At 39.1% G+C, this 25,312-nt stretch carries 33 protein-coding genes; 10 read left to right on the top strand and 23 right to left on the bottom strand.

Annotated elements, in window-relative coordinates; all coding sequences use genetic code 11:
• Window positions 1-8: 8 nt before the first annotated feature.
• The 10 genes from L2716_RS02515 to L2716_RS02470 all read right to left on the bottom strand — a co-directional run bounded on the left by L2716_RS02515 (window position 9) and on the right by L2716_RS02470 (window position 6,616).
• A complete protein-coding gene (locus tag L2716_RS02515) occupies window positions 9-311 on the bottom strand; it encodes a hypothetical protein (protein ID WP_236331466.1) in 303 nt (100 codons plus the stop codon).
• A gap of 466 nt (window positions 312-777) precedes the next feature.
• Window positions 778-1,911 (bottom strand): aminopeptidase, encoded by a 1,134-nt coding sequence (locus L2716_RS02510; RefSeq protein WP_236331464.1) that lies wholly within the window; start codon window positions 1,909-1,911, stop codon window positions 778-780.
• Window positions 1,912-2,361: 450 nt separating this feature from the next.
• Entirely contained in the window at window positions 2,362-2,739 is a 378-nt protein-coding gene (locus L2716_RS02505; RefSeq protein WP_236331462.1) for a hypothetical protein, read from the bottom strand.
• A gap of 31 nt (window positions 2,740-2,770) precedes the next feature.
• On the bottom strand, window positions 2,771-3,010 hold the full coding sequence (locus L2716_RS02500; protein ID WP_236331459.1) for a DUF3951 domain-containing protein: 240 nt from the start codon (window positions 3,008-3,010) through the stop codon (window positions 2,771-2,773).
• A complete protein-coding gene (locus L2716_RS02495) occupies window positions 3,007-3,519 on the bottom strand; it encodes a shikimate kinase (RefSeq protein ID WP_236331457.1) in 513 nt (170 codons plus the stop codon). The genes L2716_RS02500 and L2716_RS02495 overlap by 4 nt, the downstream gene beginning before the upstream one ends.
• Complete coding sequence (locus tag L2716_RS02490; protein ID WP_236331455.1) at window positions 3,512-4,408, bottom strand: hypothetical protein; 897 nt, start codon at window positions 4,406-4,408, stop codon at window positions 3,512-3,514. The genes L2716_RS02495 and L2716_RS02490 overlap by 8 nt, the downstream gene beginning before the upstream one ends.
• A 15-nt stretch (window positions 4,409-4,423) precedes the next feature.
• Window positions 4,424-4,891 (bottom strand): 8-oxo-dGTP diphosphatase, encoded by a 468-nt coding sequence (locus tag L2716_RS02485; RefSeq protein ID WP_236331453.1) that lies wholly within the window; start codon window positions 4,889-4,891, stop codon window positions 4,424-4,426.
• Between the two features lie 6 nt (window positions 4,892-4,897).
• Complete coding sequence (locus L2716_RS02480) at window positions 4,898-5,404, bottom strand: GNAT family N-acetyltransferase (RefSeq protein ID WP_236331451.1); 507 nt, start codon at window positions 5,402-5,404, stop codon at window positions 4,898-4,900.
• On the bottom strand, window positions 5,405-6,073 hold the full coding sequence (locus tag L2716_RS02475) for a class I SAM-dependent methyltransferase (RefSeq protein ID WP_236337775.1): 669 nt from the start codon (window positions 6,071-6,073) through the stop codon (window positions 5,405-5,407). It abuts the gene before it with no gap.
• 54 nt (window positions 6,074-6,127) lie between these two features.
• A complete protein-coding gene (locus tag L2716_RS02470) occupies window positions 6,128-6,616 on the bottom strand; it encodes a hypothetical protein (RefSeq protein ID WP_236331448.1) in 489 nt (162 codons plus the stop codon).
• A gap of 175 nt (window positions 6,617-6,791) precedes the next feature.
• Between L2716_RS02470 and glsA the strand changes: the two genes are divergently transcribed.
• The gene (glsA, locus tag L2716_RS02465; protein WP_236331446.1) at window positions 6,792-7,739 is read left to right on the top strand and encodes a glutaminase A; all 948 of its coding nucleotides are present in this window, start codon (window positions 6,792-6,794) and stop codon (window positions 7,737-7,739) included.
• Between the two features lie 20 nt (window positions 7,740-7,759).
• Here glsA and L2716_RS02460 read toward each other — a convergent pair whose 3' ends face one another.
• Window positions 7,760-8,332, bottom strand: a complete 573-nt coding sequence (locus L2716_RS02460; protein ID WP_236331445.1) for a DedA family protein — start codon at window positions 8,330-8,332, stop codon at window positions 7,760-7,762.
• A gap of 238 nt (window positions 8,333-8,570) precedes the next feature.
• Here L2716_RS02460 and L2716_RS02455 point away from each other — a divergent pair, with 238 nt between their 5' ends.
• From L2716_RS02455 to L2716_RS02445, 3 genes are all read left to right on the top strand, one after another.
• Window positions 8,571-9,608: a DUF2332 domain-containing protein gene (locus L2716_RS02455; protein WP_236331443.1), complete on the top strand. Its 1,038-nt coding sequence runs from the start codon at window positions 8,571-8,573 to the stop codon at window positions 9,606-9,608.
• A 407-nt stretch (window positions 9,609-10,015) separates the two neighbouring features.
• Window positions 10,016-10,822, top strand: coding sequence for a class D beta-lactamase (blaOXA, locus tag L2716_RS02450; RefSeq protein ID WP_236331441.1), 807 nt, complete (start codon window positions 10,016-10,018; stop codon window positions 10,820-10,822).
• Window positions 10,823-10,894: 72 nt separating this feature from the next.
• Window positions 10,895-11,245, top strand: coding sequence for a VOC family protein (locus L2716_RS02445; protein WP_236331439.1), 351 nt, complete (start codon window positions 10,895-10,897; stop codon window positions 11,243-11,245).
• A 104-nt stretch (window positions 11,246-11,349) separates the two neighbouring features.
• On the opposite strand, the gene katA is transcribed toward L2716_RS02445, so the two are convergent.
• Window positions 11,350-12,807 carry a catalase KatA gene (gene katA, locus L2716_RS02440; protein ID WP_236331437.1) on the bottom strand — a complete coding sequence of 486 codons (1,458 nt, stop codon included), beginning with the start codon at window positions 12,805-12,807 and terminating at the stop codon, window positions 11,350-11,352.
• 219 nt (window positions 12,808-13,026) lie between these two features.
• Here katA and L2716_RS02435 point away from each other — a divergent pair, with 219 nt between their 5' ends.
• On the top strand, window positions 13,027-13,476 hold the full coding sequence (locus L2716_RS02435) for a PH domain-containing protein (RefSeq protein WP_236331435.1): 450 nt from the start codon (window positions 13,027-13,029) through the stop codon (window positions 13,474-13,476).
• A 65-nt stretch (window positions 13,477-13,541) separates the two neighbouring features.
• Here L2716_RS02435 and L2716_RS02430 read toward each other — a convergent pair whose 3' ends face one another.
• The 3 genes from L2716_RS02430 to L2716_RS02420 all read right to left on the bottom strand — a co-directional run bounded on the left by L2716_RS02430 (window position 13,542) and on the right by L2716_RS02420 (window position 15,741).
• Window positions 13,542-14,201 (bottom strand): peroxiredoxin, encoded by a 660-nt coding sequence (locus tag L2716_RS02430; RefSeq protein WP_236331433.1) that lies wholly within the window; start codon window positions 14,199-14,201, stop codon window positions 13,542-13,544.
• Window positions 14,202-14,270: 69 nt separating this feature from the next.
• Window positions 14,271-15,119, bottom strand: a complete 849-nt coding sequence (locus tag L2716_RS02425) for a DUF1206 domain-containing protein (RefSeq protein WP_236331431.1) — start codon at window positions 15,117-15,119, stop codon at window positions 14,271-14,273.
• 334 nt (window positions 15,120-15,453) lie between these two features.
• Window positions 15,454-15,741, bottom strand: a complete 288-nt coding sequence (locus L2716_RS02420) for a hypothetical protein (RefSeq protein ID WP_236331429.1) — start codon at window positions 15,739-15,741, stop codon at window positions 15,454-15,456.
• Between the two features lie 189 nt (window positions 15,742-15,930).
• On the opposite strand from L2716_RS02420, the gene L2716_RS02415 reads away from it, so the two are divergent.
• Window positions 15,931-16,557 carry a LysE family translocator gene (locus tag L2716_RS02415; RefSeq protein ID WP_236331427.1) on the top strand — a complete coding sequence of 209 codons (627 nt, stop codon included), beginning with the start codon at window positions 15,931-15,933 and terminating at the stop codon, window positions 16,555-16,557.
• A 67-nt stretch (window positions 16,558-16,624) separates the two neighbouring features.
• Here L2716_RS02415 and L2716_RS02410 read toward each other — a convergent pair whose 3' ends face one another.
• From L2716_RS02410 to L2716_RS02390, 5 genes are all read right to left on the bottom strand, one after another.
• Complete coding sequence (locus L2716_RS02410) at window positions 16,625-17,161, bottom strand: DinB family protein (RefSeq protein WP_236331425.1); 537 nt, start codon at window positions 17,159-17,161, stop codon at window positions 16,625-16,627.
• 73 nt (window positions 17,162-17,234) lie between these two features.
• A complete protein-coding gene (locus L2716_RS02405) occupies window positions 17,235-17,753 on the bottom strand; it encodes a GNAT family N-acetyltransferase (RefSeq protein WP_236331423.1) in 519 nt (172 codons plus the stop codon).
• A 78-nt stretch (window positions 17,754-17,831) separates the two neighbouring features.
• Window positions 17,832-18,749: a cytochrome c oxidase assembly factor CtaG gene (ctaG, locus tag L2716_RS02400; RefSeq protein WP_236331421.1), complete on the bottom strand. Its 918-nt coding sequence runs from the start codon at window positions 18,747-18,749 to the stop codon at window positions 17,832-17,834.
• Between the two features lie 34 nt (window positions 18,750-18,783).
• Entirely contained in the window at window positions 18,784-19,395 is a 612-nt protein-coding gene (locus L2716_RS02395; protein ID WP_408005285.1) for an SCO family protein, read from the bottom strand.
• 68 nt (window positions 19,396-19,463) lie between these two features.
• Window positions 19,464-19,889, bottom strand: a complete 426-nt coding sequence (locus L2716_RS02390) for a FixH family protein (protein WP_236331419.1) — start codon at window positions 19,887-19,889, stop codon at window positions 19,464-19,466.
• Between the two features lie 165 nt (window positions 19,890-20,054).
• On the opposite strand from L2716_RS02390, the gene L2716_RS02385 reads away from it, so the two are divergent.
• The 3 genes from L2716_RS02385 (at window position 20,055) to L2716_RS02375 (ending at window position 22,153) form a co-directional block, all read left to right on the top strand.
• On the top strand, window positions 20,055-21,116 hold the full coding sequence (locus tag L2716_RS02385) for an SEC-C metal-binding domain-containing protein (protein WP_236331417.1): 1,062 nt from the start codon (window positions 20,055-20,057) through the stop codon (window positions 21,114-21,116).
• A 244-nt stretch (window positions 21,117-21,360) separates the two neighbouring features.
• Window positions 21,361-21,690, top strand: a complete 330-nt coding sequence (locus L2716_RS02380; RefSeq protein ID WP_329610092.1) for an ArsR/SmtB family transcription factor — start codon at window positions 21,361-21,363, stop codon at window positions 21,688-21,690.
• A 46-nt stretch (window positions 21,691-21,736) separates the two neighbouring features.
• Entirely contained in the window at window positions 21,737-22,153 is a 417-nt protein-coding gene (locus tag L2716_RS02375) for an ArsI/CadI family heavy metal resistance metalloenzyme (RefSeq protein ID WP_236331415.1), read from the top strand.
• 138 nt (window positions 22,154-22,291) lie between these two features.
• Here the strand turns inward: L2716_RS02375 and L2716_RS02370 are convergent, their stop codons facing one another.
• Window positions 22,292-23,116, bottom strand: coding sequence for a hypothetical protein (locus tag L2716_RS02370; RefSeq protein WP_236331413.1), 825 nt, complete (start codon window positions 23,114-23,116; stop codon window positions 22,292-22,294).
• 157 nt (window positions 23,117-23,273) lie between these two features.
• Between L2716_RS02370 and L2716_RS02365 the strand changes: the two genes are divergently transcribed.
• On the top strand, window positions 23,274-23,462 hold the full coding sequence (locus tag L2716_RS02365) for a hypothetical protein (protein WP_236331411.1): 189 nt from the start codon (window positions 23,274-23,276) through the stop codon (window positions 23,460-23,462).
• A gap of 167 nt (window positions 23,463-23,629) precedes the next feature.
• Here L2716_RS02365 and L2716_RS02360 read toward each other — a convergent pair whose 3' ends face one another.
• Both L2716_RS02360 and L2716_RS02355 read right to left on the bottom strand, forming a co-directional pair.
• Window positions 23,630-23,842 carry a hypothetical protein gene (locus L2716_RS02360; RefSeq protein ID WP_236331410.1) on the bottom strand — a complete coding sequence of 71 codons (213 nt, stop codon included), beginning with the start codon at window positions 23,840-23,842 and terminating at the stop codon, window positions 23,630-23,632.
• 94 nt (window positions 23,843-23,936) lie between these two features.
• A complete protein-coding gene (locus L2716_RS02355) occupies window positions 23,937-25,220 on the bottom strand; it encodes a S41 family peptidase (RefSeq protein WP_236331408.1) in 1,284 nt (427 codons plus the stop codon).
• Between the last annotated feature and the right edge of the window lie 92 nt (window positions 25,221-25,312).

The following is a 25,312-nucleotide window of genomic DNA, read 5'->3' as shown; positions in this document are numbered from 1 at the left end:
CGGTAAGTTTAATAATACTGTTCCTTAGATGTTTCTTCAAATACCTTCCAATGACCATTCATTACAGAAGATTCGTATCTCATCACAATAAAGCTCTTAATTTGCTCCCCTGCTCTAGTTTGAACAAAATAGGTATCGCTTCCCTTGTAGTCAATATCTATCACCTTATGCCCCTTAAACTTGTGGTCTTTTGAAATAAACTCCTTAAGAGCTTTTTCCTCATTGATTTCTGGGTATAATTGATAAGGTCCAAATAATAAAATGCTAGTAACGATAAAAAGAGTGAAACCGATTATAAGTATTTTTTTCATATGTACCTACTTTCACTTCTTATTGGAACAAATAATAAAGTAGCCGGTCTTTATCCTAGAATAGTGCTACATATAACCCACGAAAATGATTTTTCCATATTTTACATTGTACGCTAATCGATATCAATGCAATATAAAAGGGGCTGAACCAGCAAATGGTTCAGCCCTATTACGTAAGATGTTGCTGATAATCCTACAAATAAGTCATCATCTTCAATTTCACTATTTTCTTCCAAGCATGTTATAACATTGCTAAAAGTTGTTGTTAGCAGCTTCTTTCTATCCGTCATAATTGGTTTTCGCCATTTTCACGGTACGAATATGCTATTTATCATCAATATCTAAGGAATCTTTGATATAACAATTAAAAACGCACTGTGAATTTCATTTGAGAAATTCAGTGCGTTTCGCTTTGACCTCTGCAGTAAAACTGTTAAGGCAACTTTATTGTATTTTTATCTGATGATTATACTTTTACTTCTTCTTCTTTTTTCAAGAGTTGTTCTGGGTTCAGTCCTTGGAGCTCTGCTGGTTGGAAGATCCCATCTTTCTGGATAAGTTGATCGTCGAAGTAGATTTCTCCACCACCGAATGCTTTTTTCATGATCAGTACCATGTCCCAATGGACCATAGAACGGTTGCCGTTATCCGCATCTTCATAAGCTTGTCCTGGTGTGAAGTGAATGCTTCCATTAATCTTTTCATCAAACAAAATATCTCCAACTGGATCATTGATAAGTGGATTAAGTCCGATTGCAAACTCACCTACATAACGTGCTCCTTCATCAGAATCGAGTATTTCATTTAATTTTTCCGTGTTGTCACTCGTCGCATCAATGATCTTTCCGTCTTTGAACGTGAGTGATACGTTGTTGAACGTAATCCCTCTATAAGGGCATGGGGTATTGAAGCTGATCATTCCATTTACACTATCTATTACTGGAGAGGTGAATACTTCACCATCTGGAATATTCCGCTTTCCATGACTTGCGATAACTGGAATATCCTTAATTGAAAATGCTAAATCTGTATTTGGAGCAACCAAGCGTACTTTGTCTGTTCGCTCTAACAATTCAACGAGAGGCTTTTGCTTTTCAGCCAACTTTTTATAATCAACACTACATACCTCAAGCAAGTAATCCTCGTATTGTTCTGTACCCATCTTCGCTTTTTGAGCAGCGGCAGGTGTCGGATAGTTGAGCAGTACCCATTTGCGCTCGTTCATAATGACCGTATTTACACTGCGAATAACTTTTCCGTATTCTTGTAAAATATCAGAGGGTACGCCGGACATTTCAGCATCATTTTCAACAGCCCGAACGAAAATGAATGCATCAAGGTCTTCTAGTTTTCGTTCTAACCAGTTCCGTTGAATTTCGGCAGAAGATTTTGTCGACTTCTTAACTACCTCAACCATTAGTTCATCATCTCTTAAATCCAAGAAAGGCTCTGCACCTACACGATGTACTTCTCTTATGATTTCTTTCATTAATGGCTTTGCCTGCACACTACCTGTAATCATGACTCTTTCATTTTCTTTTAACTCGATCGAGTGATTCACAAGTGTCTTTGCTAATTGAATTAATCTTTCATCTCTCATTCTTTCATCTCCTAAACGCGATATTTATAGCCTGTCTGTTATGTTCGCTAACTGGTAGGGAATTCCTTTTTATTTCAGTCAAATCGTTTTCCTCTAATACCCCAGCACACATTGAACCTATTTAGGTGCTCCGTAAATCAACTTCCTCGATACCGAGCACCCATTCAACCTCTTTAGGTGCTCCTCAAATCAATTTCCTCGATACCGAGCACTCATTGAACCTCTATGGGTGCTCCGTAAATCAATATCCTCGCCACCGAGCACTCATTGAACCTCTATGGGTGCTCCGTAAATCAATATCCTCGCCACCGAGCACTCATTGAACCTCTATGGGTGCTCCGTATACCAATATCCTCACTACCGAGCACTCATTGAACCTCTTTAGGTGCTCCGTATACCAATATCCTCACTACCGAGCACTCAATGCTCCCAAAGTGCTTTCACCACATCTCACTTTCGATACGAATTAAAGAATGCCTTTACGTCTTCAGGTACTGGAATGACATTCACGATTTGATAATCTTCTTTTTCTTCAAGCTTGGGAGCGAATTCTACTAATACCATTTCGCCATTCGAAAAAGTAAGCAGCATATGCTCACGGTAGTCTGTCGCTTCGGCTGTGAGACCTCCAAGCTTTTCGAATTCCTCTTTAGAAATTGTTCCTTTCGCTTCTTCAAAAAACAATCGTTGAAATGCTTCGTAGTTTTGAATATCCATGCTGTGCTTCATTAAAGTTGACGCTTTTACAGGTGTGTCGGGTTGCATCACTTCCTCACCACTACAGCCTAACAAAGCCACTAACATAAGAATAATGAGCGCTCTCTTCATCCCATACTCCTTTTCAAACCTAATCCTAACCCTATTTAAAAAGCTTTTTATTTTTATCTTTATCGTCACCTTGTTCTTCATCTTCTTTATAAACATACTGTTGTTCTTCATGAAACTTAACTTCCGTTTGGCCCATAATCTCATCAAATGGCGTGTAGAATGCAGTGATGTTGACCTTCTTAACAAATCTTTTATACATGTCGATGAACACGAGAATATCAATGAGAATCGGTAATCTGAGTGCAACTATTGCCGCTGGAATAAAATTCATCGTTTACACTTTGCATAGAAATAACAATTTAACTCCCAATTGTTCCTTATGATGACTAGTTTCTCTTTATAAGGTTCAAATAGCTCAAGCAACTCATCTTTCGTTTGATTTTCAAATTGATAATTCCACTTGTACAACTTCATGAGATGAGGAAAGGTTTGCTTGTAGTTCAACTGTTCAAGTCCTATTTTTTGACGGACAAAGCGTCTTAAAATCCGGTAGTTCCGCACCCACAAATGCGGATACAGCATTAGAATTTGATCAGCACGTTTAAACCCTTCTCCCGTCCAAATATGCTGTGCGCCTTCAATGATCCATTCATCCTTTGCTATCACCTCATAAAATTGGTGATTTCTCATCTCTTCTGGATACCGAACATCTTTTTTACCAGACCTGTCCCAAACAAAATTATCAATCTCGTAAAATGGTAGGTTTAACCGTTTTGATAGTTTACGGGCAAAGGTCGTTTTCCCACTCCCAACTGAACCGATAATATGAATTTTACTCATGGTTCTCTTCTCGCCAATTCAACTCTGCATCAAATATGTATTGGGTGTGCTCTGTACATCCTTTTTCGGTACCATCATTTTCACATATGTCTACCATATATCCGTATACTGGTAATTGATCATTTGAAATCTCAACGACCTCACTACCATTAATCGCAAACTTTTCATTTCCTTTCACCGCATAAGACGTCTTCATAAAGTCATGCGATGATAACTCAAACCGTTCTGAGTCTGGATTTGGTCTTAAATCACGAAAATCAACCTCATCAAGCATTCGGAAAAAATTCATCACAGTCATTTGTTCAATTCCTTGTTGCCAGTATGGATCTATTTGATACTCAGAACGGGACCGATTCACTTTAAATTGACCATCTCCGCTACGTGTAATCCAATAATAGATTCGATCCACACCATTACTCTGATCAACTGCTTCAACTCGCATATTCTCGATTTTCCCTGCACTCGTGTATTCCAATTTAATGCCATTAAGTACAGCGAAGTTAATATCAAATTCATCCCTAATCTGCTGCCAGTTTTCTTCAAACTCAAAACTGTAAATATTGCTTCCATTCGCTTCTACTTTTCTTGGAAACTCGTAAATGGATTCTTCCAAGTAAGGGAGGATGAAGAACGATAAAGCAAACATGGCAAGTCCAGTGTAGGCTGAGTACGTTTTAATTTTTTTATTTAACGTTGGTTTGAAGAAGATTAAGAATCCGATGAAACCAACAGGGATTGCCCATTCGTTCAGCGTAAGAGAAAAGATTCCTAGCATGTAATATCCTACGATTTTCCACCCTAAATGCGCTTCAACCTCTTCTCTCTTTTTGTAAAAGCTCCTCAATACAAGAGCAACTATGACAAATAAAATTAAGTTTATGTAAATCAAATTGTTTCCCACCTATTATGTTTTATTAATCGTCACCCTTGCTTCCTCATCACGCTCGTGGTCCCATTCCACATGGATCTCAAACGTCCCGTCTTCAAAAAACAGCGGAAACCTCCGTTCAAAAGACTTTTGCATAGGAAGTTGTTGTGCCTCATTAATCGGTACCCAGTACAGCTTTCCTTCTGGCGGGTTTTCTAACAGCTCCCCTTCAAAGTCCTGCGTTAAGTAATTGAAGATCATGTAACGATCGTTTGTCGTCGGGTTCACATATTCGTTGAGGCCTTTAAACTCGAGATTACGAACAGTCAGTCCTGTCTCTTCCTTTACTTCTCGAATGGCACACTGCATGAATGATTCAGGAAATTCCACACTTCCGCCTGGTGGAATGAATCCTTTAAAATCATCCTTTTGCCTATCCATCAATAGAATTTTATCTCCATCTTGTATCATGCAAACCGTCCATATTTTGTAGTTGATTGTCATTTATGTTCACCTCTGGTCAATCAATTTTGCCATATAATACTCATCCACATATCGATCCCGAACCCTCATAGAATCTCGTTTAACCCCTTCGACTTCAAATCCAGCTTTTTTATACAAAGCAAGACCTGCTTCATTACTGGTCATCACGGTTAATTCAAGCCGGTGCATATGTTGTTCATTCGCCCATCGCTCAAGTTCTTGGAAGAGCTGCATCCCAATCCCTTGACCGACCCAATCCTGCAAAATTCCAATAGCAATATAAACAGAATGTCTCTTCCGTTTTGCAGTATTCCCCATTGCACCTAGGTAGCCGATGAGACGATCATCCTTTTCAACGACAAAGATGGTGGAAAAAGGGTCATGAATAATGCCTTTTATCTTCATTCTTTGTTCTTCCACACTCGTTTTTCGTTCCTCTTTATCGAAAAGCATGAATTCTGTTTCGCTATCTAGTTGCTTGGCTAAATTGAGAAAAGATTTTGCATCTCGCTCTTTAATAGGACGGATCTTCATTTATTTTACTCCACGCTTCTTAAACAAACCTGTCCACAAAAACGGAACGCCGAACGTATCTGCTGGTTGTTTAACCTCTTTCATTTTACGCATTTCTATTAATTCTAGATTACTGAAAATTTGCTTAAGCTGGTCATCTGTATACCCGAGACCCCCCTTCATACTGCGTTGTCTGTAAACCTCCCAATCTGAAATTTCAGCACCCATATCACCTGCTGCAAAACAAGTAATTACAAATTTGCCTTCAGGTTTCAGCGCTTTTTCGATCAAATTTAAAAATGTCATCCTTCTATGGGGTGGGATATGATGGAAGCACCCAGAATCATAAATGATATCATAGCTATCTTCTTCAAACTCAAAATCGTAAAGGCTACCTTTCGTAAAACGGATATCCACCTTTTTTTCTATGGCCCGTTCCTTTGCCCAATTAATCGCTGTTTCCGATAAATCGACCGCGTCAACTTCGCATCCTTGTTCAGCAAAGTAAATTGAATTGCGACCAGGTCCACCACCAAGTTCGAGCACCTTCCCTGGCTTTATCAATCCTCGCTCAAAATATTCTACGAGATTTTCATCTGGCACGTTGACGAAGAAAGGAATTTCCTTCTCGCGGTTTTCATAAAAAGAATCCCAAAACGCTGCTTCATCTCGAAGCATGGAGTCGAGCATCTTCAACACATCGTCTGTACTATGTATCGTTTCTGTTTTCACTTAAATCCCCACCTATTTATCTTTAATGATGATGTCTTTACCAATTTCTCTTACTGCTTTTATCGGATAATTATATTTGTTCGGTTCTAAGTAAAGCCAGTATTTCGTTGGACCAGCTGCATTGAAAAGTTCAGCTTTCTCTTCTCCAACGAACACCTTAGTAACGGAGGAATCGTAAACCATTCCAAAATAAAGCCAGCCATCTTCTGTATTTGAAATGCCCCACATTCCATCTTTCAATTCAGCAGTTGCCTTGAGATTCCAGTGGTCATTCGTTCTCTCAAATATAGACTGATTCTTTGTTCCATTATGCTCGGTAATCACAAAACCATATTGATCATATGCATTCATTTGAATGATCTCAGCTTTATTACTCTGGTACTCAACCACCTCCTGAAAATCAGTGCGATCTACTACCTCACGATTCACATACCAATCCCCGAAATAGACAGCTCCTGTAACTAGCATGGCGAGCCAAACAGGTATCTTGTTCTTTTTCATACTCCACCTCTTTTTCTACGCTTCATATACTTCTGTAAGATGAAGGCAATTTCCTATCGAGAAGTTACTTTTTATTCCATAAATCGCTGGAACAATGATAGGAATCTATAGTTTCAAACTGCAGTTAAAGTGGAATCCTATTTGTTAAGGATTCTATTAGACTGAGGGTGTTTTTGTGGAAAAACTGACAAACGAATTTCTTGAGGAGCTTGTAACAGAATGCAGACCTTACTCTAGAGATGGTGAAGTTGTGAAGGATATACCAGGGCAAAGTCCCGCCGATCAAAATAAGCTAGGCGTTTGTATGATCGACTTGAATAACAACGTGTATTCAGCAGGAGATACGGACATGCGGTTTACCATTCAGAGTGCATCCAAGATTGTCAGTTTAATGATGGCACTTGATGATTTTGGGAAGGATGAAGTGTTTCAAAATGTTGGCATGGAACCGATGGGTGACTTTTATAACTCGATTAGCCATCTCGAATCGCATGACGTGAAGAAGCCTTTTAATCCAATGGTTAACGCAGGAGCGATTGCAGTATCGGCCATGATTAAAGGGAAAAATCTAGATGATAAATTCCAGCGAATTTTAAAACGTTTGAGACAGATCACGCATAACAATTCATTGAAGATAAATGAGGACGTCTATGAATCAGAAAAGTTGAAAGGCGACAGAAATCGATCACTTGCATATTTTATGAAAAGTACAGGTGCCATTGCACATGATATTGAAGAATCGCTTGACCTCTATTTTCGTATTAATTCTATTGAAGTAACGACGGCAGACCTTGCTAAGATTGGTGCTTTCTTTGCGAATGGAGGACGTTCTTTGAAAACTGGAGAACAGCTCATTCCAATGGACCACATTAACACGATCGAAGCGATCATGATGACTTCAGGTATGTATAACGAAGCTGGAAAGTATGCGGTAGAGGTCGGTTTTCCCATTAAAAGTGGCGTAAGTGGATGTATTGTAGGATCGGTTCCAGGTCGACTTGGCATTGGAATCATTGGTCCCGCAATTAACAAGAAAGGAAACAGCACTGCTGGTGGAGAACTACTTCAACGGATTTCTCGGCATCTTGATTTAAATATTTTTTCTGTAATCCGAAAAGAGTGACCTCCACTGGTCACTCTTTATTAATTTGCCTGTTGCGTTTTCTTATATCGATAAAAGAAGTAACCGATTAGAACCACCGCAAGTCCAATTAACAAGTAAACTTGAATATCTCCTAAGAAGCTCGTGACAGCCTTAAGGTTACCACTGTTCCCTAACCAGAGCATCGTAACCGTCCATGGAAAGATCCCAACAAATGTTAATAGACCGAATTTCCATGCCTTCACGCGACTACCACCAGCTAAGTATGAAATATAGTTTCCTAATCCTATTGGTCGGGTGAGCGCAATGCTCCAGCTGCCGTATTTCTTAAACCAGTTTTGAGCCTTTTCAATTTTTCGTGTATTCGTCTTTTCTTTTAATTTATGCTCAAGCTTAAAGCCAATCCCATAAGGTATGAAACTAAATATTGTATATACACCGCTCGCTAAGAGTCCGTAACTGAAAAGTTCACTGATACTAGGGTTCAAGAAATAGCCGAACGTCAACGTGACGAGTCCCCCTGGAAAAGGTAATGAAGAAGCTTCCAATGCAACACTAATAAGTAAGCCCCAGACCCCATATTCTTTTATAAACTCAACTACAAATTCAAACATAGCTTGTCCCCACTCATCTTAGTTTTTTGTACACGCTCGTAACCTACGTTTTCACCTAAATGCCTAGAGTTAAACATTAAATGACGAAATGGTAAAATTACGTAACAAAGAAATCGAAACTTATTTGAAAGTACATGAACAGCAATAAAATGAACGAGCAGGAATTCGTCACGTGACTATGTAATCTATACAGAGGCTGTCTTTATTTATCATATCTGGTACTACAAGGAGGACTTTCATGAATACTGCTCAACTATCAGAACGATTCAAGAACTTTGCGAGCATGGAGTGTAGCGGATCAAGCGCACTGTATGAATATCTTTCAATTAAAATTTCCGAAGATGATGAAATGCTTGAACTATCCTCTTACGCTCAAGAAGGTCAACCTGTTCCTAACCTCATCTTAGGTGCGGTTCATTACCTCTTGTTAAAAGGAAGTAATCATCCACTTAAAGACTATTATCCAAGTGTAACGGATAAACCGAAAGGACTTGAAGGATCTTTTGATCAATTGAAGGATTTTTGTGAATTACATAGGGATGAGATGATTACCATCCTACAGCAAAGATTGGTACAGACGAATGAAGTTCGCCGTTGTGCATACCTTTATCCGATTTTTTGCTATATCTATGAACAAGTCCAGAAACCACTTTCAATGATTGAGATAGGATCTAGTGCAGGCCTCCAACTTTTATGGGACAAATATCAATATTCCTATGGGACGGATGAAATTTATGGAGATACACAATCCGATGTCCATATCACCTCTGAAATTAAAGGTGAGCACAATCCTTCATTCCTTAAAAAAAGTCCGCCAGTTGTCTCAAAGGTCGGATTGGACTTACATATTAGCGACTTAGGTGATACAGACGATTATTTGTGGCTGAAATCACTCATATGGCCTGAGCACCAAGAGCGTTTGGACCTTTTTGAAAATGCTGCGAAACGCTTTAACGAAGATCCAGTCAAACTGATTGAGGGGGACGGTATCGCACTACTACCTGAGGTGATTGATTCGCTTCCAAAGGATACACCTATCTGTATCTTCCACACGCACGTTGCCAATCAAATTCCGGAAGATTCAAAGCGTGCCCTTGAAGAAAAAATCAAGGCAATTGGACAGGAACGAGACGTCTTCCATCTCCACAACAATATGTGGGATCGTCAACTTCATCTCGATTACTATTTGGATGGGAAAGAATATACGAATACAATTGGGGAAACAGACGGACACGGCAGATGGTTTGAGTGGAATTTACAGAAAACCCTAGTGTAACAAACAACAAGAGCGATTACTTCGTCAAGTAATCGCTCTATTACTTAGAAAAAATGATTAAAATGATTTTTTTCCTTATAGAGTTGAGCTTTATTCTTAGTATCCTCATTCATGCTGTAGTGGCCTATGTTTCTTTTGTGCTTTGACCGTTTGTCGTAGATGAATCCAAACAGGAGCAACAAACCAATAATGAGAATGATCCAACCCCAAAAAGGCATACTCCATCATCTCCTTTCGATAAAGAATACACCTCATTATGCTTATTCTCTCCTCATAATATTTATCCATGTTAATCGGCGATCGTGACTTTATGTCTATGTGTTTTTCCTTCGAGCTAGATAAATAGGAGATTTGCCTTTTTCTATATTCACTCCCACTTATTAATATGGTAGGTGGAGGCGAGTAAAATGAAAAAAATGATATGGTTTATCGTTACATTTTTCCTAATCAGTATTCTAAGTACAACACCTCAGACGAATGCCAAAACGAGCACCAACGGGGATCAAAAAACGAAAGAGATTGATCTAAGCCACTTTTTCAGCCATCACGATGGAACCTTCATATTAAAGAAGCTCAATAATAACAAAATGTATGTTTATAACAGTGAAAGAGCAGATACCCTTTTTACTCCTGAATCTACTTTTAAAGTTCCCAATGCACTAATTGGACTGGAGGTTGGCGCTGTTCGTGACGAATACGATGTAAAGAGATGGGATGGCATCGAAAGACAATTTGAAATTTGGAATGAAGATCACACGCTAGGATCAGGAATGCGGTATTCAGTCATCTGGTATTATCAAGCAATGGCAAGAGATATCGGAAACGAAAATATGCAAACTTGGATAAGTAATCTTTCCTATGGAAATGAGGATATCTCTGGTGGAATCGATCAATTCTGGTTAAATAGTTCACTTGAACTGACGCCGTTCCAACAAGCTGATTTCATGGAACAGCTATATAAGGAAGAACTACCTTTCACAAAGAAAAACATGAAAACTGTAAAACGGATGATGATCCAAAAGGATGAAGACAACTATGTGGTTTATGGGAAAACAGGCACTAGGTTATCTGATTTTGGTTTAGGTTGGTTTGTAGGTTTCGTGGAAAACAAACAAGGAGCTTATGTTTTCGTCACGAACATCAATGCTTCTGGAACAACAGCCTCAAACATCACATACGAAATTCTCAAAGAAATGAAAATCATTCAAGATTAGTAAAACCAAAAGGGCGTTCGCCGTAAAGCGATCGCTCTTTTTACAAAATTAAAGTTAAAGGAGTGCGTCATAATGAAAGTTTTAAGGATTGTCCCCAACATTGAAACACAGGATATTACAAAAGCAGATTCCTTTTATGAGGACGTACTGGGACTTACCCAACTGATGAACCATGGGTGGATTGCAACATATGGTACAGAAGGTCAATCACAAATACAAGTCAGTTTCGCCATTCAAGGTGGGTCTGACACACCGACTCCTGATCTATCCATTGAGGTTGATGATTTAGATGAGGCATTTAAACAAATGAAAAATGCCGGTTTTCAAATAGAGTATGGACCAGTCGTAGAACCCTGGGGGGTCAAACGTTTCTATGTAAGGGACCCATATGGAAAACTCATCAACATACTTTGTCATGTCTAAAGTTATTATAACAGCGCTCGTTCATTCGTTGTCTACAATAACGATCAATCAAAAAACTCAGCGCTACGGATTCATAGCGCTGAGTGTATATAGCTTCCTAATATTTATCGAGCTTCTTGTGGTACAGACAGTCCAAGCCCTTTAGCGACCTTTTCACCAAACTCAGGGTCTGCTTTATAGAAATGTTGGATTTGACGGAGCTTGATGTCGTCTGATTCAACTGGCATCATCGCACCGACGATGTTTTGTACTGTACGTTCACGCTCGCCCTCATCCATTAATCTGTACAAATCACCTGCTTGTGTATAGTGATCATTATGATCATAACCTACACTTTCAGCGACGCCCGAAACCGGATAGGCAGCTTGCTTTGCTTCTTCCGTTTCCTCTGGACCCCCGAGGCTGTTTGGCTCATAGTAAGAAGAGCCACCACCATTGTCGTCGAAACGCATTTGCCCATCGCGCTGATATGTGTTCACTTCATTTTTCGGACGGTTGATTGGTAACGCATTATGGTTTGCACCAACACGGTAACGGTGTGCATCCGCATAAGCAAACAACCGACCTTGAAGCATCTTATCTGGTGACACATCAATACCAGGTACGAGTGCCCCTGGTGAGAACGTCGCTTGCTCTACTTCCGCAAAGTAGTTCTCAGGGTTGCGATCAAGCACCATTTTACCAACTTCAATCAAAGGATAATCCTTCTGAGACCAGACCTTCGTAACATCAAACGGATCCCACTTATATGTATCCGCATCTTCTAAAGGCATAATCTGTACGTAAACCTTCCATTCAGGGTAGTCACCTTTTTCAATCGCATTGAAAAGATCTTCTGTATGATAATCCGGATTTTCACCCGCAATTTTCGTACCGACTTCTTCTGTTAGGTTTTTGATTCCTTGCTGTGTCTTGATATGATACTTGATCCAAACACCGTCCCCATCTTGGTTCACCCATTTGAAGGTGTGGCTTCCAAAACCGTGCATATGACGGAATGTAGCTGGAATACCTCGGTCAGACATCAAGATAGTCACCTGATGAAGTGATTCTGGAGAAAGTGACCAGAAATCCCAAACTGCATTCGGGTTCTTCAAGTGTGTTTTCGGATGACGCTTTTGTGTATGGATGAAATCTGGGAACTTGATCGCATCTCGGATAAAGAATACCGGCGTATTATTTCCTACGAGATCATAGTTTCCTTCCTCTGTGTAAAATTTCAAAGCAAACCCACGAGGATCACGTACAGAATCTGCAGATCCATTTTCACCAGCGACCGTTGAAAAACGGGCGAACATTGGCGTACGTTTACCTACTTTTGATAGGAAATCTGCTTTCGTATATTTCGAAACATCATTCGTTACTTCAAAGTATCCGTGTGCACCGGCACCCTTCGCATGAACAACACGCTCAGGAACACGTTCACGGTTAAAATGTGCGAGCTTCTCTAAGAGGTGTACATCTTGAATAAGTGTCGGACCGCGAGAACCTGCTGTAATCGAGTTCTGGTTGTCCCCAACTGGCGCACCCCAGCTTGTCGTCAACTTCTTTTTTGAATCCATTTACACATCACCTCGTGTTTTTATTTAGTACAAAACCAATGATATCACTTCTCATTTAAAAATCAATATCTTTTTATAATAATTTTAATCTAGAAATTTTTATAACCTTTCTCAAGTATATGTATAAGCGAAAAGCCTCACGTTATGACTATTCCTCTTTTCACTATTGGATAAACTTCCCTATAATAGAATGAAGAGCTAATCATTGGAGGTGTTCATATGAAATTTAAAACAAAATATGATAAAACATTTAGGGTAATCATTTCCATTACTTTTATCATCATATTAGTGTCTTTCTTACTCCCACTATTTTTTGAAAGTGGTAGAAAACCTTATAACACACTGATTGTACTATCTCTATTCATCCTAACTGTCGGCTTGCTATTATGGACGCTTATATCCATTCAATATGTGTTCAGAGAAAATCACCTTTTTGTAAAAGCTGGTCCAATTAGAAGCCGCATCGCTTATGAAGACATCACAAAAGTATCACCGACAAGACAAATCCTCTCGGGATATCGTTTGCTAACATCAATGGATGCAATCGAAATCCATTATCATTCTGGATTGCTAGGTAGTGTGAAAGTATCACCAAGAGAACAAGACCGTTTTATATCGGAACTAAAGAAGCGAAGCCCACATATGAAAGTTGAGGGGTTTCGTAATTAACGCGATAAACTAAATTCTACAAATCAAAAAACATGCTGCACCTTTACATGCAGCATGTTCTTCACTTACGCTTTTTTCTTACAAAGATACCAATCTATACATTCGTAATCATCATTATGCTCTCGTTCGTCTGCTTCTTCCTGTGTTTTAGGTGGTGGAACTAATACATCTTCACCCGGTTTCCAGTTTGCAGGGGTAGGAACGCCTTGATCTTCAGTTGTTTGAAGTGCTTTGACAAGTCGTAAAATCTCTTGCATATTTCGCCCTGTTGTCAGTGGATAGTAGATGATTGATCGAACCTTCTGTTGTGTGTCAATGACAAATACAGCTCTTGTTGTTTCTGTCTGACTTTCATCAGGCATGATCATCCCATATTTCGTCGAGACATTCCGGTCAAGGTCCGCAATCACAGGGAATTCTATCTTCGTATCAAATTTCTCTTCAATATTACGGATCCAAGCGATATGTGAAGACACACTATCAACGCTTAAACCGATTAGCTCTGTATTCATTTCTTTAAGTTCACTATAAATATCTTGGAATGCGACAAACTCCGTTGTGCATACAGGTGTAAAGTCGGCTGGATGGGAAAACATGACAACCCACTTCCCTCGATATCCAGAAAGCTTTATCGGTCCCTGACTGCTTTTTGCAGAAAAATCTGGTGCAGTCGATCCTAACCTAGGTAAAGTAGTTTGTTCGGTTTCTTCTTTCAAATCTACCATTCAAAATACCTCCTATAAGTGAAGATATTCATGTTTTTCCCGCCTTGCTTTCTTGTAAAACATGCCCTATTATAAACCACCCATGTGACGGTTCTTCCCTTTTAAAAGCTGAAAAACTCCATATAAGAAAAGTCCGATAGCAACGGCACCGAGCATGAATTGACCGAAAGGCTGTTGAGCAATTTTCGCAAGTGCACCATCTAACCCAATCACTTTATCAGAATCTGATGTAATCGCTGTTTGGGTCAAAAAATATCCGATGATTGCAAACGTAATTCCTCGTGCAATTAACCCAAGTTTTCCGATTTTTTTACCAACTGCAAACTCATGTGAGCTCATTTCACTCATTTTGAATTTCTTAGCGAATTTTTCCTTATATCCATTGAACATTTGCTTTAATCCAAAAACGATGATGATGATTCCAACGATACCTACAACCCAAGTACCGTACGGTTGGCTCATTAATTTTGCGGTATACGTTTGCTTTGAAGACCCTGAGCTTTGTGCATGCGAAGCAATCTGGAAAGCTTTGAAAGCAAGCCCTCCATAAATCGCACCACTAATTAAATAACCGATGCGGATGACGAGTCCCTTTGGACTGAATCCTTTATTCTCAGGATCCCAGAAAGTTTGGATCAACCTCCAGCCCACATATGCAATCAATCCAATCGCAACAATCCATAGGAGTACTTCACCAAAAGGCTTACTCGCAACGGATGCGAAAGCGCCACTAGAATCTGTTGTCTTCCCTCCGATTCCAGCTGCAGCCATCATGGAAAGAATGCCGATTAATATATAAACAGACCCTTTTGAAAAATAACCGAATCTTGCTGCCCATCTGATCCAAGGTGTTACATCATTCTGTGCTTCCTTTGCCCTTTTACTGTTCTTTAATTTATCTGTTATTATATCCATCATCAGATAAGGCTCCCTTCACGTCTCAAACCACTTCCTTAAAGATTCCCCATAACTTTGAAAAAGAAACTTTTATTTTTCAACGGATCTATGTTGAGTACCTTTAAACGCTTGAAAAGTAAAGTGAACGTGCGCGGATAAAAGGGGGCTTTTCTAGCCGCGGTAGAACAAAAACGCACATACGGCGGACAGTAAGAGGCTTTTTCTAGCCGCGGTAGAGCAGAAACGGAGATACGGCGGACAGTAAGAGGCCTTTTCTAGCCGCGGTAGAGCTAAAACGATGATACCGCGGACAGTAAGAGGCGATTTCTCACAACGGTAAAGCGCAAATTTATGCCTAATGGAAAAATTCCAGCCAAACTGGATAGTCATATTGCCCTTCTGAGATTTGGTAAAAGCGATTCATAAAACCGAGATGTACAATTCCATAATGATCCATCGGTCCCTTAGGTGCATAAGTCGAAAACAGGAAAAAGTTAATCCGCTCCACCTCAACTTCAGCAGGTTTCATGACTCCCGATTTCTCCTCGCTAAATTGAAGGTAGGATTCAGTGGAAGGGTTAGTCAAAATAGATGCTGTACACAAAACGATTAAGAAAATAACGATAGCAAATCTAATTCGCAACTTAACAACGTCCCCCTCCTCTCAACAATCGATAAATCCAGAAGACCTCACATTAACCTCATTAAATAATCCCTTTGCAATATGTTACAATGCTGTATTATACATAATGAATCGTTATTCCTTCTTGAAATGATTTCAGTTTTTCGGTGAGTTGATTAAATTAACATTATTATATTAGGGGGATATGACATGGAAAACTTTTATTTATTTGTATTAATGAGTATTTTTCTCATTATTTTACCCGGTCCCGATATAGCCATCGCTACAAAAAATACGCTATCGAACGGTAGGAGTGGAGGATTCCAAACAGCCTTGGGGATTTGTAGTGCCATTCTGATCCATACGTCAGCAGCTGTACTAGGACTGTCCGCCATTATTGTAAAATCAGCGCTATTGTTTTCAGTCTTTAAATATGTAGGCGCAGTCTACTTAATTTATCTAGGCATAAAGACATTATTGGCATTGAGGAATAAGGAAGAAAATACAGAAGCATTAGACACAGGTAGTCAGTATAAGAATCGTTCTAGTTTTAAACAAGGGTTTCTTACCAATATCTTAAACCCAAAAGTGGCAGTGTTTTTCTTAACCTTTTTACCTCAATTCGTTCATGCTGGGAGCGATACACTAGGCCCCTTTCTAATAATGGGGATTACATTTACCGCTTTGACAGCTCTTTGGTTTTTACTCTATGTCTCCCTTATGAATCACATAAGAGCATTTATGAAAAAGCCAAAAACAAAAGCTATGATTGAAGGAACGACAGGATTGATCATGATAGGTTTTGGAATAAAGTTAGCATTGGAAAAGCCCAATTAAACTTGTTAAGCATACAATAGTCGATATTCAACAATAAAAGGAACTCCAAAACCATTGGGGTTCCTCTTTATGTTGAGGTGTTATAAAGTGACTCATGTATTTGCTTTTTATGATGAAGATCATGCTTTGCAAGCCCACTGAAATATTGATATAAGGTCAGTTCTGTTTCACCGATTTTAAATGTTTTATCCCACAAATTTTCATCTAAACTTTCGATACACATTAGTAGATTTCTTCTTGAATCAATGAATCTATTTATGGTGACCGATTTTTCTGTACATCTTCCCTCTTTAGCAGCTTTATCATTCATTGTTTCTTTATTGGGAGGCTTAGGTAAGGATTTGCTAGAGATAAGATAAGGTATTCTCTGATTTATAATGAATTCATCCCAAGGCAGAAAATGACTTAAAATCTCAGCTATACTCCACTTGTTTTCTTTAATAGGACGGTTCCACTGATCACTAGAAAGATGATTTAAAGACTGGGACCATTCAATCATATCCAAATGATGCCTTACCACTTCATTTTTAAGCTCAATAAACGTAATCCCTTCTCTCCATTTTCTATTAGTTTTTATCACTTTGATAATAACATAAATATCCAATAGTCTCCTTTATCAATAAAAAATGCACTGTAATTTCTGAGTGAAATCCAGTGCATTGTGCTATTCCGTTTATTTATACGTTCATGAATGGTTTTGGGTATCGGACGGTTCCTTCAATGTTGTCGAGCGCGTTATTTTCAAGTTCAAGGACCATAAATGCTTCAGGTGGTACTTCAAATGGGGCTCTAATTTTCTTCTCATGTGCTGGCGTGAATCCGAACATTGGATAATATTCTGGATGACCGAGTACGACGACAGATTGGAACCCTAGACCTTTTGCGCGTTGTAGTCCTTCTTTTACAAGTGCTGCACCTATCCCTTTGTTTTGACTAGCAGGGCTCACAGCCATTGGAGCTAGAGCAAGTGACGGTACATCACCTGTTTCCGTCGCAATCTGAATTCGACTAAATAAGATGTGCCCGATAATATCTTGGTGCTCCGTTTCTGCAACGAGAGAAAGCGCTGGAATGAACGCCTCAGAGCTGCGCAGCGCTTCAATTAATTCTCCTTCATTCTTCTGACCGAAAGCGAGGTCATTGACTGCAGTAATTTTATGTTTATCTTGAGACATTTCTTCACGGATTGTGTACAATGATGAACTTCCTTTCTATACAAAAGCAAGAGCAGACCCCTCTATGAAGAAGTGATCTGCCTCTTAATATTAATGATTCTATTCTAATCGTGTTGCTGGTCGAGTTGATGAGAGCAGGCGATTAACCTCTTCGTCATCCTTCAAGCGCTCTTTACGTACCCATTGGAAGAATACATAGCCTAATACAGCACCATAAATGATTTCCTGCATCACTTTCATGATAATTCCACCAAGCTTTTGATCTTCAAGTGGCGCCATCGGTACGAACTGGCTGTATAGTTCAGGGGAAACAGGCCCACCGAGCTGTAAGCAAAGTCCGAGTGCATAAGACCAAGTTGCTGGATTGCTGTATGTGTCATAAAGCATTGAATCCGCAAAAATGATCAAGGCACAGGCCGGGGTCAGCAATACACCGTTCCCGAAAATATATGCGACCTTTTTCAAGCCAAACATCGTATCCCACTCAGGGATCGGACAAACCATCGGCCACCACATGATAAGCGATGATATAAATAAAATTACGAGGAATGCGATATGCTCAACGTAGTTGGTCATTAAATAATCAAATACGAGCGGAAAATGGTAAAACGAGAACAACATGTTGAAAAGTACGAGAGCAACAAGTGGTTTCGTTAGTACTTTTACTGGCTTCCAAAATCCACCGCGTGCCAAGAGTGGCTTCAGCATCCAACCCGGCGTTCCGTAAAGTAACAACGGTGGCACTAATAAGAAACAGACTGCCATCTGCACCATATGTATGCTGAACATGAGGTGAGAAATCAGATATAGCGGTCCACCGAACCCAACATAAAAGAAAATCGCTCCAGCGATAAACGAAGCTTTCTTTTTCCAAATGACTGGCTCAGAATTGGCTATCTTACTACGCCAAGGCCCTGTAAACATGATATATAGGAATATGACAATGAGGGTGCCCACTAAGAAAAACGGGCTCCACAAATGGCTAAAGCTGAAGTTGGTTGTGATTTGTTCCCACATACAATTACACCTTCTTTTTTTCGCCCTACATCAATTACTGTTGTAGCGCTTTAATATCTTCGATGACTTTTTCATCAGCATCGTTTGAGCGGTTTACACCATCATAACGCGTACGTACAATGCCTTCTTGATCGACAAGGTAAAAGGCTGTTCCGTGAGTGACTTGGTCATCATCCTTAGGCTTCTGAACAATCGTCTTAAAGCTCGTTTTTGCAAACTCTTCAATCTCAGACTGCTTGTATCCCGTTAAGAAATGCCAATTTGAAAAATCAGCGTCAAACTTCTGGCCGAACTTTTTGAGTGTAGCCGGTTTGTCCACCGTTGGATCAACACTAAAGGAAACGATCTCAACATTTTCTAAACCTGCTTCTTTCATGTTGTCTTGGAGGCTTGACATATGATTGGTCATAGGCGGACAAACGGTTTCACAATTCGTAAAAATAAAATCCGCAATCCAAACCTTCCCTTCAAGATCCTTCAGACTGACAGACTTGCCATCCTGGTTTGTATAAGTAAAGTTTTGCACTTCAAAATCATAATCATCTGGCTTGTCAAGCTTTTGTCCACAAGCTGATAGTAACACGAGCACCATTATGAGACTGAGGGTCCCAAATATTTTTTTCAAAGAAATGCACCTCTCTAACATCACTATTGTTATTGTACCTATGAGTATGAGGTTGATTCAAGTCTAGAATCGTACAATGCAGTGACAGTTTATTCGGATTTCGTTACAGTCACTTGTTGTTTCGGCATTGTATGCATGCTTCGGGCTGTGACATGGGACTGAACAATATAATTGCCATCTTCTTCAAAAGTCGTTTTCACGGAATATTTCCCTTCCCCATCACTCTCAGCTTTCATCATCATACTATCCTTCTTCGCGCCTTCTTTCCAGATTTCAAACATGACTTCATCTGCATCTGACACCTTCTCTTCACCTTGTGTCACCATTGCGCTGAACGTAACAGACTCACCTTGCTTCACTTCTTCAGGTCCTTCAAGCTTCACTTCTAAAGCTTCCATTGACGGTTCGTTATTTTCGTTATGACCATCGTGATTGTCTTGATCCTTCTCTTCCCCACAAGCAGCTAATAGGAGAACTAACACAAATAGCGGCAAAAATATTTTTAATTTAGCCATATGTATCCCTCTTTTCATTTTTACAATATAAAACAGTATCTATCATAACCCTATTAGAAAACTCATAAACGAACAAGGCATCAATACGCTATAAGTGTGAAGTTTTCTTGAAATTTGACATGTATGCTAGGATACTACTAGAACAGATTTGGAGGTACCAAAGAAATGAAACTCGGAAGAAATGATCAATGCAACTGTGGAAGTGGGAAAAAATACAAGAAATGTTGTCTTAAGAAGGATAACATACTGATTGGAATGCAAAAAGAAGAGGAACTTGTAGCTCCTATTCTTTCAGACTTAATTAAGTATTCAGCAAAACATTACCAGCGTTCTTTTGAAAGCAAAATGGCTGAACGTCTGCCTGAAATCATTAACACCGAACAACAATACTTAGAATATATCATGCCGCCTATTTTTCAATGGGGCATTTTCAATCTTCCGTTGGCAAGTAACGGGGAAACACCATTTGAATCGTACATTACCAAACGAAGAATACCTAAAAACCAGCTAGAATTGCTTCTTAAATGGAAGACAGAATTGCCTTCTATTTTTCGTATTACACATCAATCAAACGGTTATACACATTTGACTGACTTTTGGTCAAATGAAGAAAGAATTGTGAAGATGGGAGACTTACCTGAGGAAATCACTGACGGAAGCACTTATTTATTAAATAGTTTATTACCTGGAGAACACCAATCTTTCCTAAGTGGTCTCCCCCAATTTATCACGTTTGAATTGTTGGATGATGTCGTGAACAAAATAGAATCCCTTCGAAATGAACAGTCTCCAAACCAAGCGTTAGAGACCTATTATCCTGAAGTAACCTTCTATATTTATGAGTTACTATATGCTTATGAAGAAGATTATAATGAAGATTATGAAGACAGTGAAGGCAATAATGACAATGAAGACAAGCCACTTACTAGTGAAGAACAGGCTGTACTAGAAGTGTATCGGAAACTTACGAATCAAACTTTATCAGAGCAGGTTCACCAGAAAGTTACAGCGTTATGGTCAGGTTATTGCGAGCATCACAAACCAGTCATCACGAAACCTGAAACGTATGCTGCTGCACTCGAATACCTTGGACATCACCATTTTCAAGGTGAAGACCCTCAGGCGAAAACGACTCAAAAAGAGCTCGCCAATAAATACGGCGTTTCCCCAGGTACAATTTCAACAAGGAAAAAAGCTTTTACTGAATACTTGGCACAAACAGCATAATGGATGGAACAACATGAAAGGAGGATGCAGGTGCATCCTCCTTTTTATTTGTAGAACATCTCGTTATGATGCACCGGTAAGCAGCGATTATATGCAATCAGACCCTGAAAAACTGCATTAGCTGGTTTCAGTACACGCAAGTGCATCATTAATCAAAATAATTTGATCAAATAAGTTGCCTTTTATCCGAACTTATCGTAAACTACAATTAATCAAAAAACTTTGATGAAAGAAGGTGACTATATTGGCTTTAGATCTTCCTTTGTATGACCAGCAACTTGAACAAACTTTTAAAACGTATGAAAAGAAGTTTAAGGCTCTCTCTGATCATAAAAGATTGCACATTATGTATGAACTTACACAAGCTGGAGAGTTATGTGTTTGTGATCTCACCGACAAACTTAATTTGCCTCAATCTAAGCTCTCGTATCATTTGAAAATTTTAATGGATGCGAACTTGCTTATGAAAGAAACGCGGGGAACTTGGAGTTACTATAAACTCAATCCACAAGAGGTCAATCACTTACTTTCTGAAGAACTTTGTTGTATGTTTCGAACGAATGATTCGTGTTAATTTTTTAATCTATACATCAAAAAAAATTGATTAAGGAGTGGTTTTCATGATTAGAACACATATGGGTCTTAACGTAACAGATCTAGATGCCTCCATTGATTTTTATTCAAAAATCTTCAATAGTGCACCTGTAAAAGTGAAAAAGGATTATGCGAAATTTTTACCCGAACATCTTGCGTTGAACTTTACATTGAATACTAAGGATGTGGTCGAAGGGAATCAGGTCGGTCATTTCGGCATTCAAGTTGAAAGCCTTGAAGAAGTATTGAATCAGAAAGAAAGGCTCAAAGAACTTGGATTCTTTGCTAGAGAAGAAATGAATACCAATTGTTGCTACGCTATTCAAGATAAATTCTGGGTAACCGATCCGGATGGGAACGAGTGGGAGTTTTTCTACACAAAAAGAGATAGCGACGAAATGACAGCTGGAGAAGAGAAAAAAGTTGAATCAAACACTATTTGAAGCTTTAAACAGTATCATTTCAAAACTTATAAAATATCTATCTTCTATATTATCAACATCCGATACTATTGTTGTGCACCTAGTTAACAAAAAGCGACCTCTTCGGTCGCTTTTCTCATGCTTTCTCAAAAAGTTCAGTTATGTTGTAAACAACCGACCTTCTAGTGCGTCGATGTATCGTTTGGCTGATCGTTGGACAGCTTCCCCTGCATTTTGCGAGACGATTTTATGAAAAGCGTTATAGATCCGGTCAAATGTAAGACCTTCGACTCGACTTGCAATGTCAGCTACTTTGCTCGCAGGTAATGGAATCAGATTCGGATAGCTGTACATGAAGCTTACCCAATCCTGATCGGCAACGACTTGAATGATATCGCCAGTCAACAGAATACCCAAGCCTTCCTTTCCTCCAAGCCAGTGTAAAACTGCTCCTCCAGCAAAGTGTCCACCCAGTCTATGTAATGAAATACTTGCCTCTAACGCAAGCTGCTCTCCCGTCCAAAATTCTATACGATTACTTGGCTCCATTACCCACTGACGATCATCGCCATGAATGTAAATGGGAGCATCGAAAGTTTCTGCCCAGTCTGCAATCGTAGAATAATAGTGCGGATGAGACATTGCAATCGCATCGATCCCACCCAATTGATTGATTTGTTCAACCGTTTGCGCATCTAAATATGTAATACAATCCCATAGTACATTGAAACCATTCTCAGTAATTAAATAGGCTGTTTGTGCAATGCCAAACGCTGGACTTGTCTTAATGCTATAGAGATTCTCTTCCTCTTTTACAATCTTATTCGTAAAATTTCCACTCTCACGCATTTCTCCTAACGTCGTCCATTCTTGTCCTTTCGGGTTGACGTATTGACGTTCCTCTACACAAATTGGACAGCTTTCTGGCGGTAGATTGCTTTCCGGATATTGGACGCCACATGTCGTACATACGAATTTACTCATCTTCATCTCTCCCACTATTCATGTCTCTACATGTATGATACCGTTGTTTCATTAGTAGTAAAACCTTCCTCTGGTTGAACTACACCTACAACTTTTGATGTAGAAATTTTTTCAAAAAGTGTACAATAAAATTATTAAACCTTTGGAGGCGTTCACGATGTTCCTCAAGTTCATGCGATTTATTTCTATATTTATGTTGACCGGATTTGCACTCGCATTTTTTACTGGACGATACACAAATTTACTGCCATTCTTCCTTTACGGTGGGTTGTTTTTTCTACTCTTTGCCGTCGGTTATATCATCATGCATTACGTTCGTAGAATTCGTGCGATGATAAAGAACTAATTAGAATTTTGCTTTGCCAACATCTTTTTTAGTGTTGTGTGAATATTTTCCAACGTCATGTAGATGAGCGACAGCATAATTAACGTCACAATTTCACCAGTAAAAAATGCAACAGCCGCTAAAATCAACAAATACAACATACGCCATGCGTTATCAAAAATAAGTCATCACTCCCCGTAACTTTTGTTTAGTTTGCTATACTCACGTTTAGCTGTAAATGTCATGAGTAACATTCCAATTGTTAAGTAGGCTGCTTGCCAATGGAATCCTCTTCCGTCTATTAAATGTTGGACAATCAGTATGAAACCAACTACCACCCAAATGAGAGAAAACCACATTAAAAACTTCCAGATGCCTTTGTACCGTTTATTTTTGTTCATTTACATCAACCTTTTTCCATAATTTAAATAACTCCCAACCCTCTAATTCAACAAATAGAAGTATGACCCTTTTTTTGAGCCATACTTCGTACACCTAAGTGGTAGGCTGAGGTTTCTTTAAGTGCGTAAGTGCTTCCTCTAAATCAATATCTTTCGTAATATGTTCTGGTGTCCAAGGGATATAAACATGCGGTTCGATCCCAACAAGATTCATACCTTTTCCATCATCAACTTTGGAGGATTTTGATGTCGGATAATATAATTCGAACGTATTGTCGAATCTCTTTAGCGCAATGTTAGAATAATCGTTCAATCCTTTTGTTGATCGTCCCATTACAGTAACTTTAGATGACTTCTTACATGTTTCCACGAATGCGTCGCCTGAACTCCCACAATACACATCCGTAAGAATAATGACGTTTTGAGGTCCATTTTTACAATAGAAGGAGAGACTATCTCCAATTTCATCTAAGTCAAGTTCTACAAAGCCTTTCCCTCTATGCTTTTTCAATTCACTTATAAAATGACTTATTTGATGTTTCAAATTGGTGTCATCTGTTTGCTCAAGTATTTCATTCAATAACTGCACCCTTAGGTCGACATTTCGTTCGGTACAAAGTGTATAGATCGATTCTTGAGCAAGAGAATTAACATCGATATATCCACCATTAAATAAGTATGGCAAGATTTCCATATAAGCGAGATCGCTGCCACCACGATTTAATCGTACATCAATGATCAAGTTCGGTGTTGTCGTTATTTTGTGCTCATTTTCACGTAAAAGCTTTGCGATGGCGTCAGGGTCCATGAAATCTGTGCATGTGAGTAAATTCGTTTCTTTATCAAGATTTCGGAATGAATACTCGGGTTTAAAAGATTTTTTATCAAAAAGCTGTAGGTCGAGATAAATGACCTCTCCAGAACCCTTCACAATTTGAGCAGTTCGATACTTCTTTAGTACAGACTCCCAGTTTTCACGCTCTGGGTTTTCTTCAATAAGAATCCGTTTATGCTGGCCAACTAATTGCTTAACGGGAACACCGTCTAATGAATGGATGATATCTCCTATCGCTACTTTTTCTTCATAAGAAGTGCTAACCACATGGAGTTGTTCTTGGTATCTTCGAACTGTAAAACCAACATCCTGGGTTTTACCTTGATCACCCTGGAACCTAAAGCCCATATGAAAGTCTTTGAAATCCAGCAAATAATCCTGCACCAATTCAAGAAACGTTTGTTCGTTACATTCACCTTGGTCTATGAGTTCTATTAACCGTTCTCTATATATGTAAGGTTTGTCCCATCCTTGTTTATCTATGTGTCCTGCATAATCATGATGTAAGATATCCACAATTTCATCAAAAATCGCTAAATACATAACGAACCCCCTCTAATATGCTCACTCATGTATGTACTACGATAGAACATTGAAATAGTTTCACTAAACAGGAATACAGGTCTAAATTGGCG

The organism is Pseudalkalibacillus berkeleyi (genome assembly GCF_021608225.1).
Lineage (GTDB): Bacteria > Bacillota > Bacilli > Bacillales > Fictibacillaceae > Pseudalkalibacillus > Pseudalkalibacillus berkeleyi.
The sequence above is the reverse complement of the archived record's forward strand: the minus strand, read 5'-3'. Positions and strand labels throughout refer to the sequence as shown.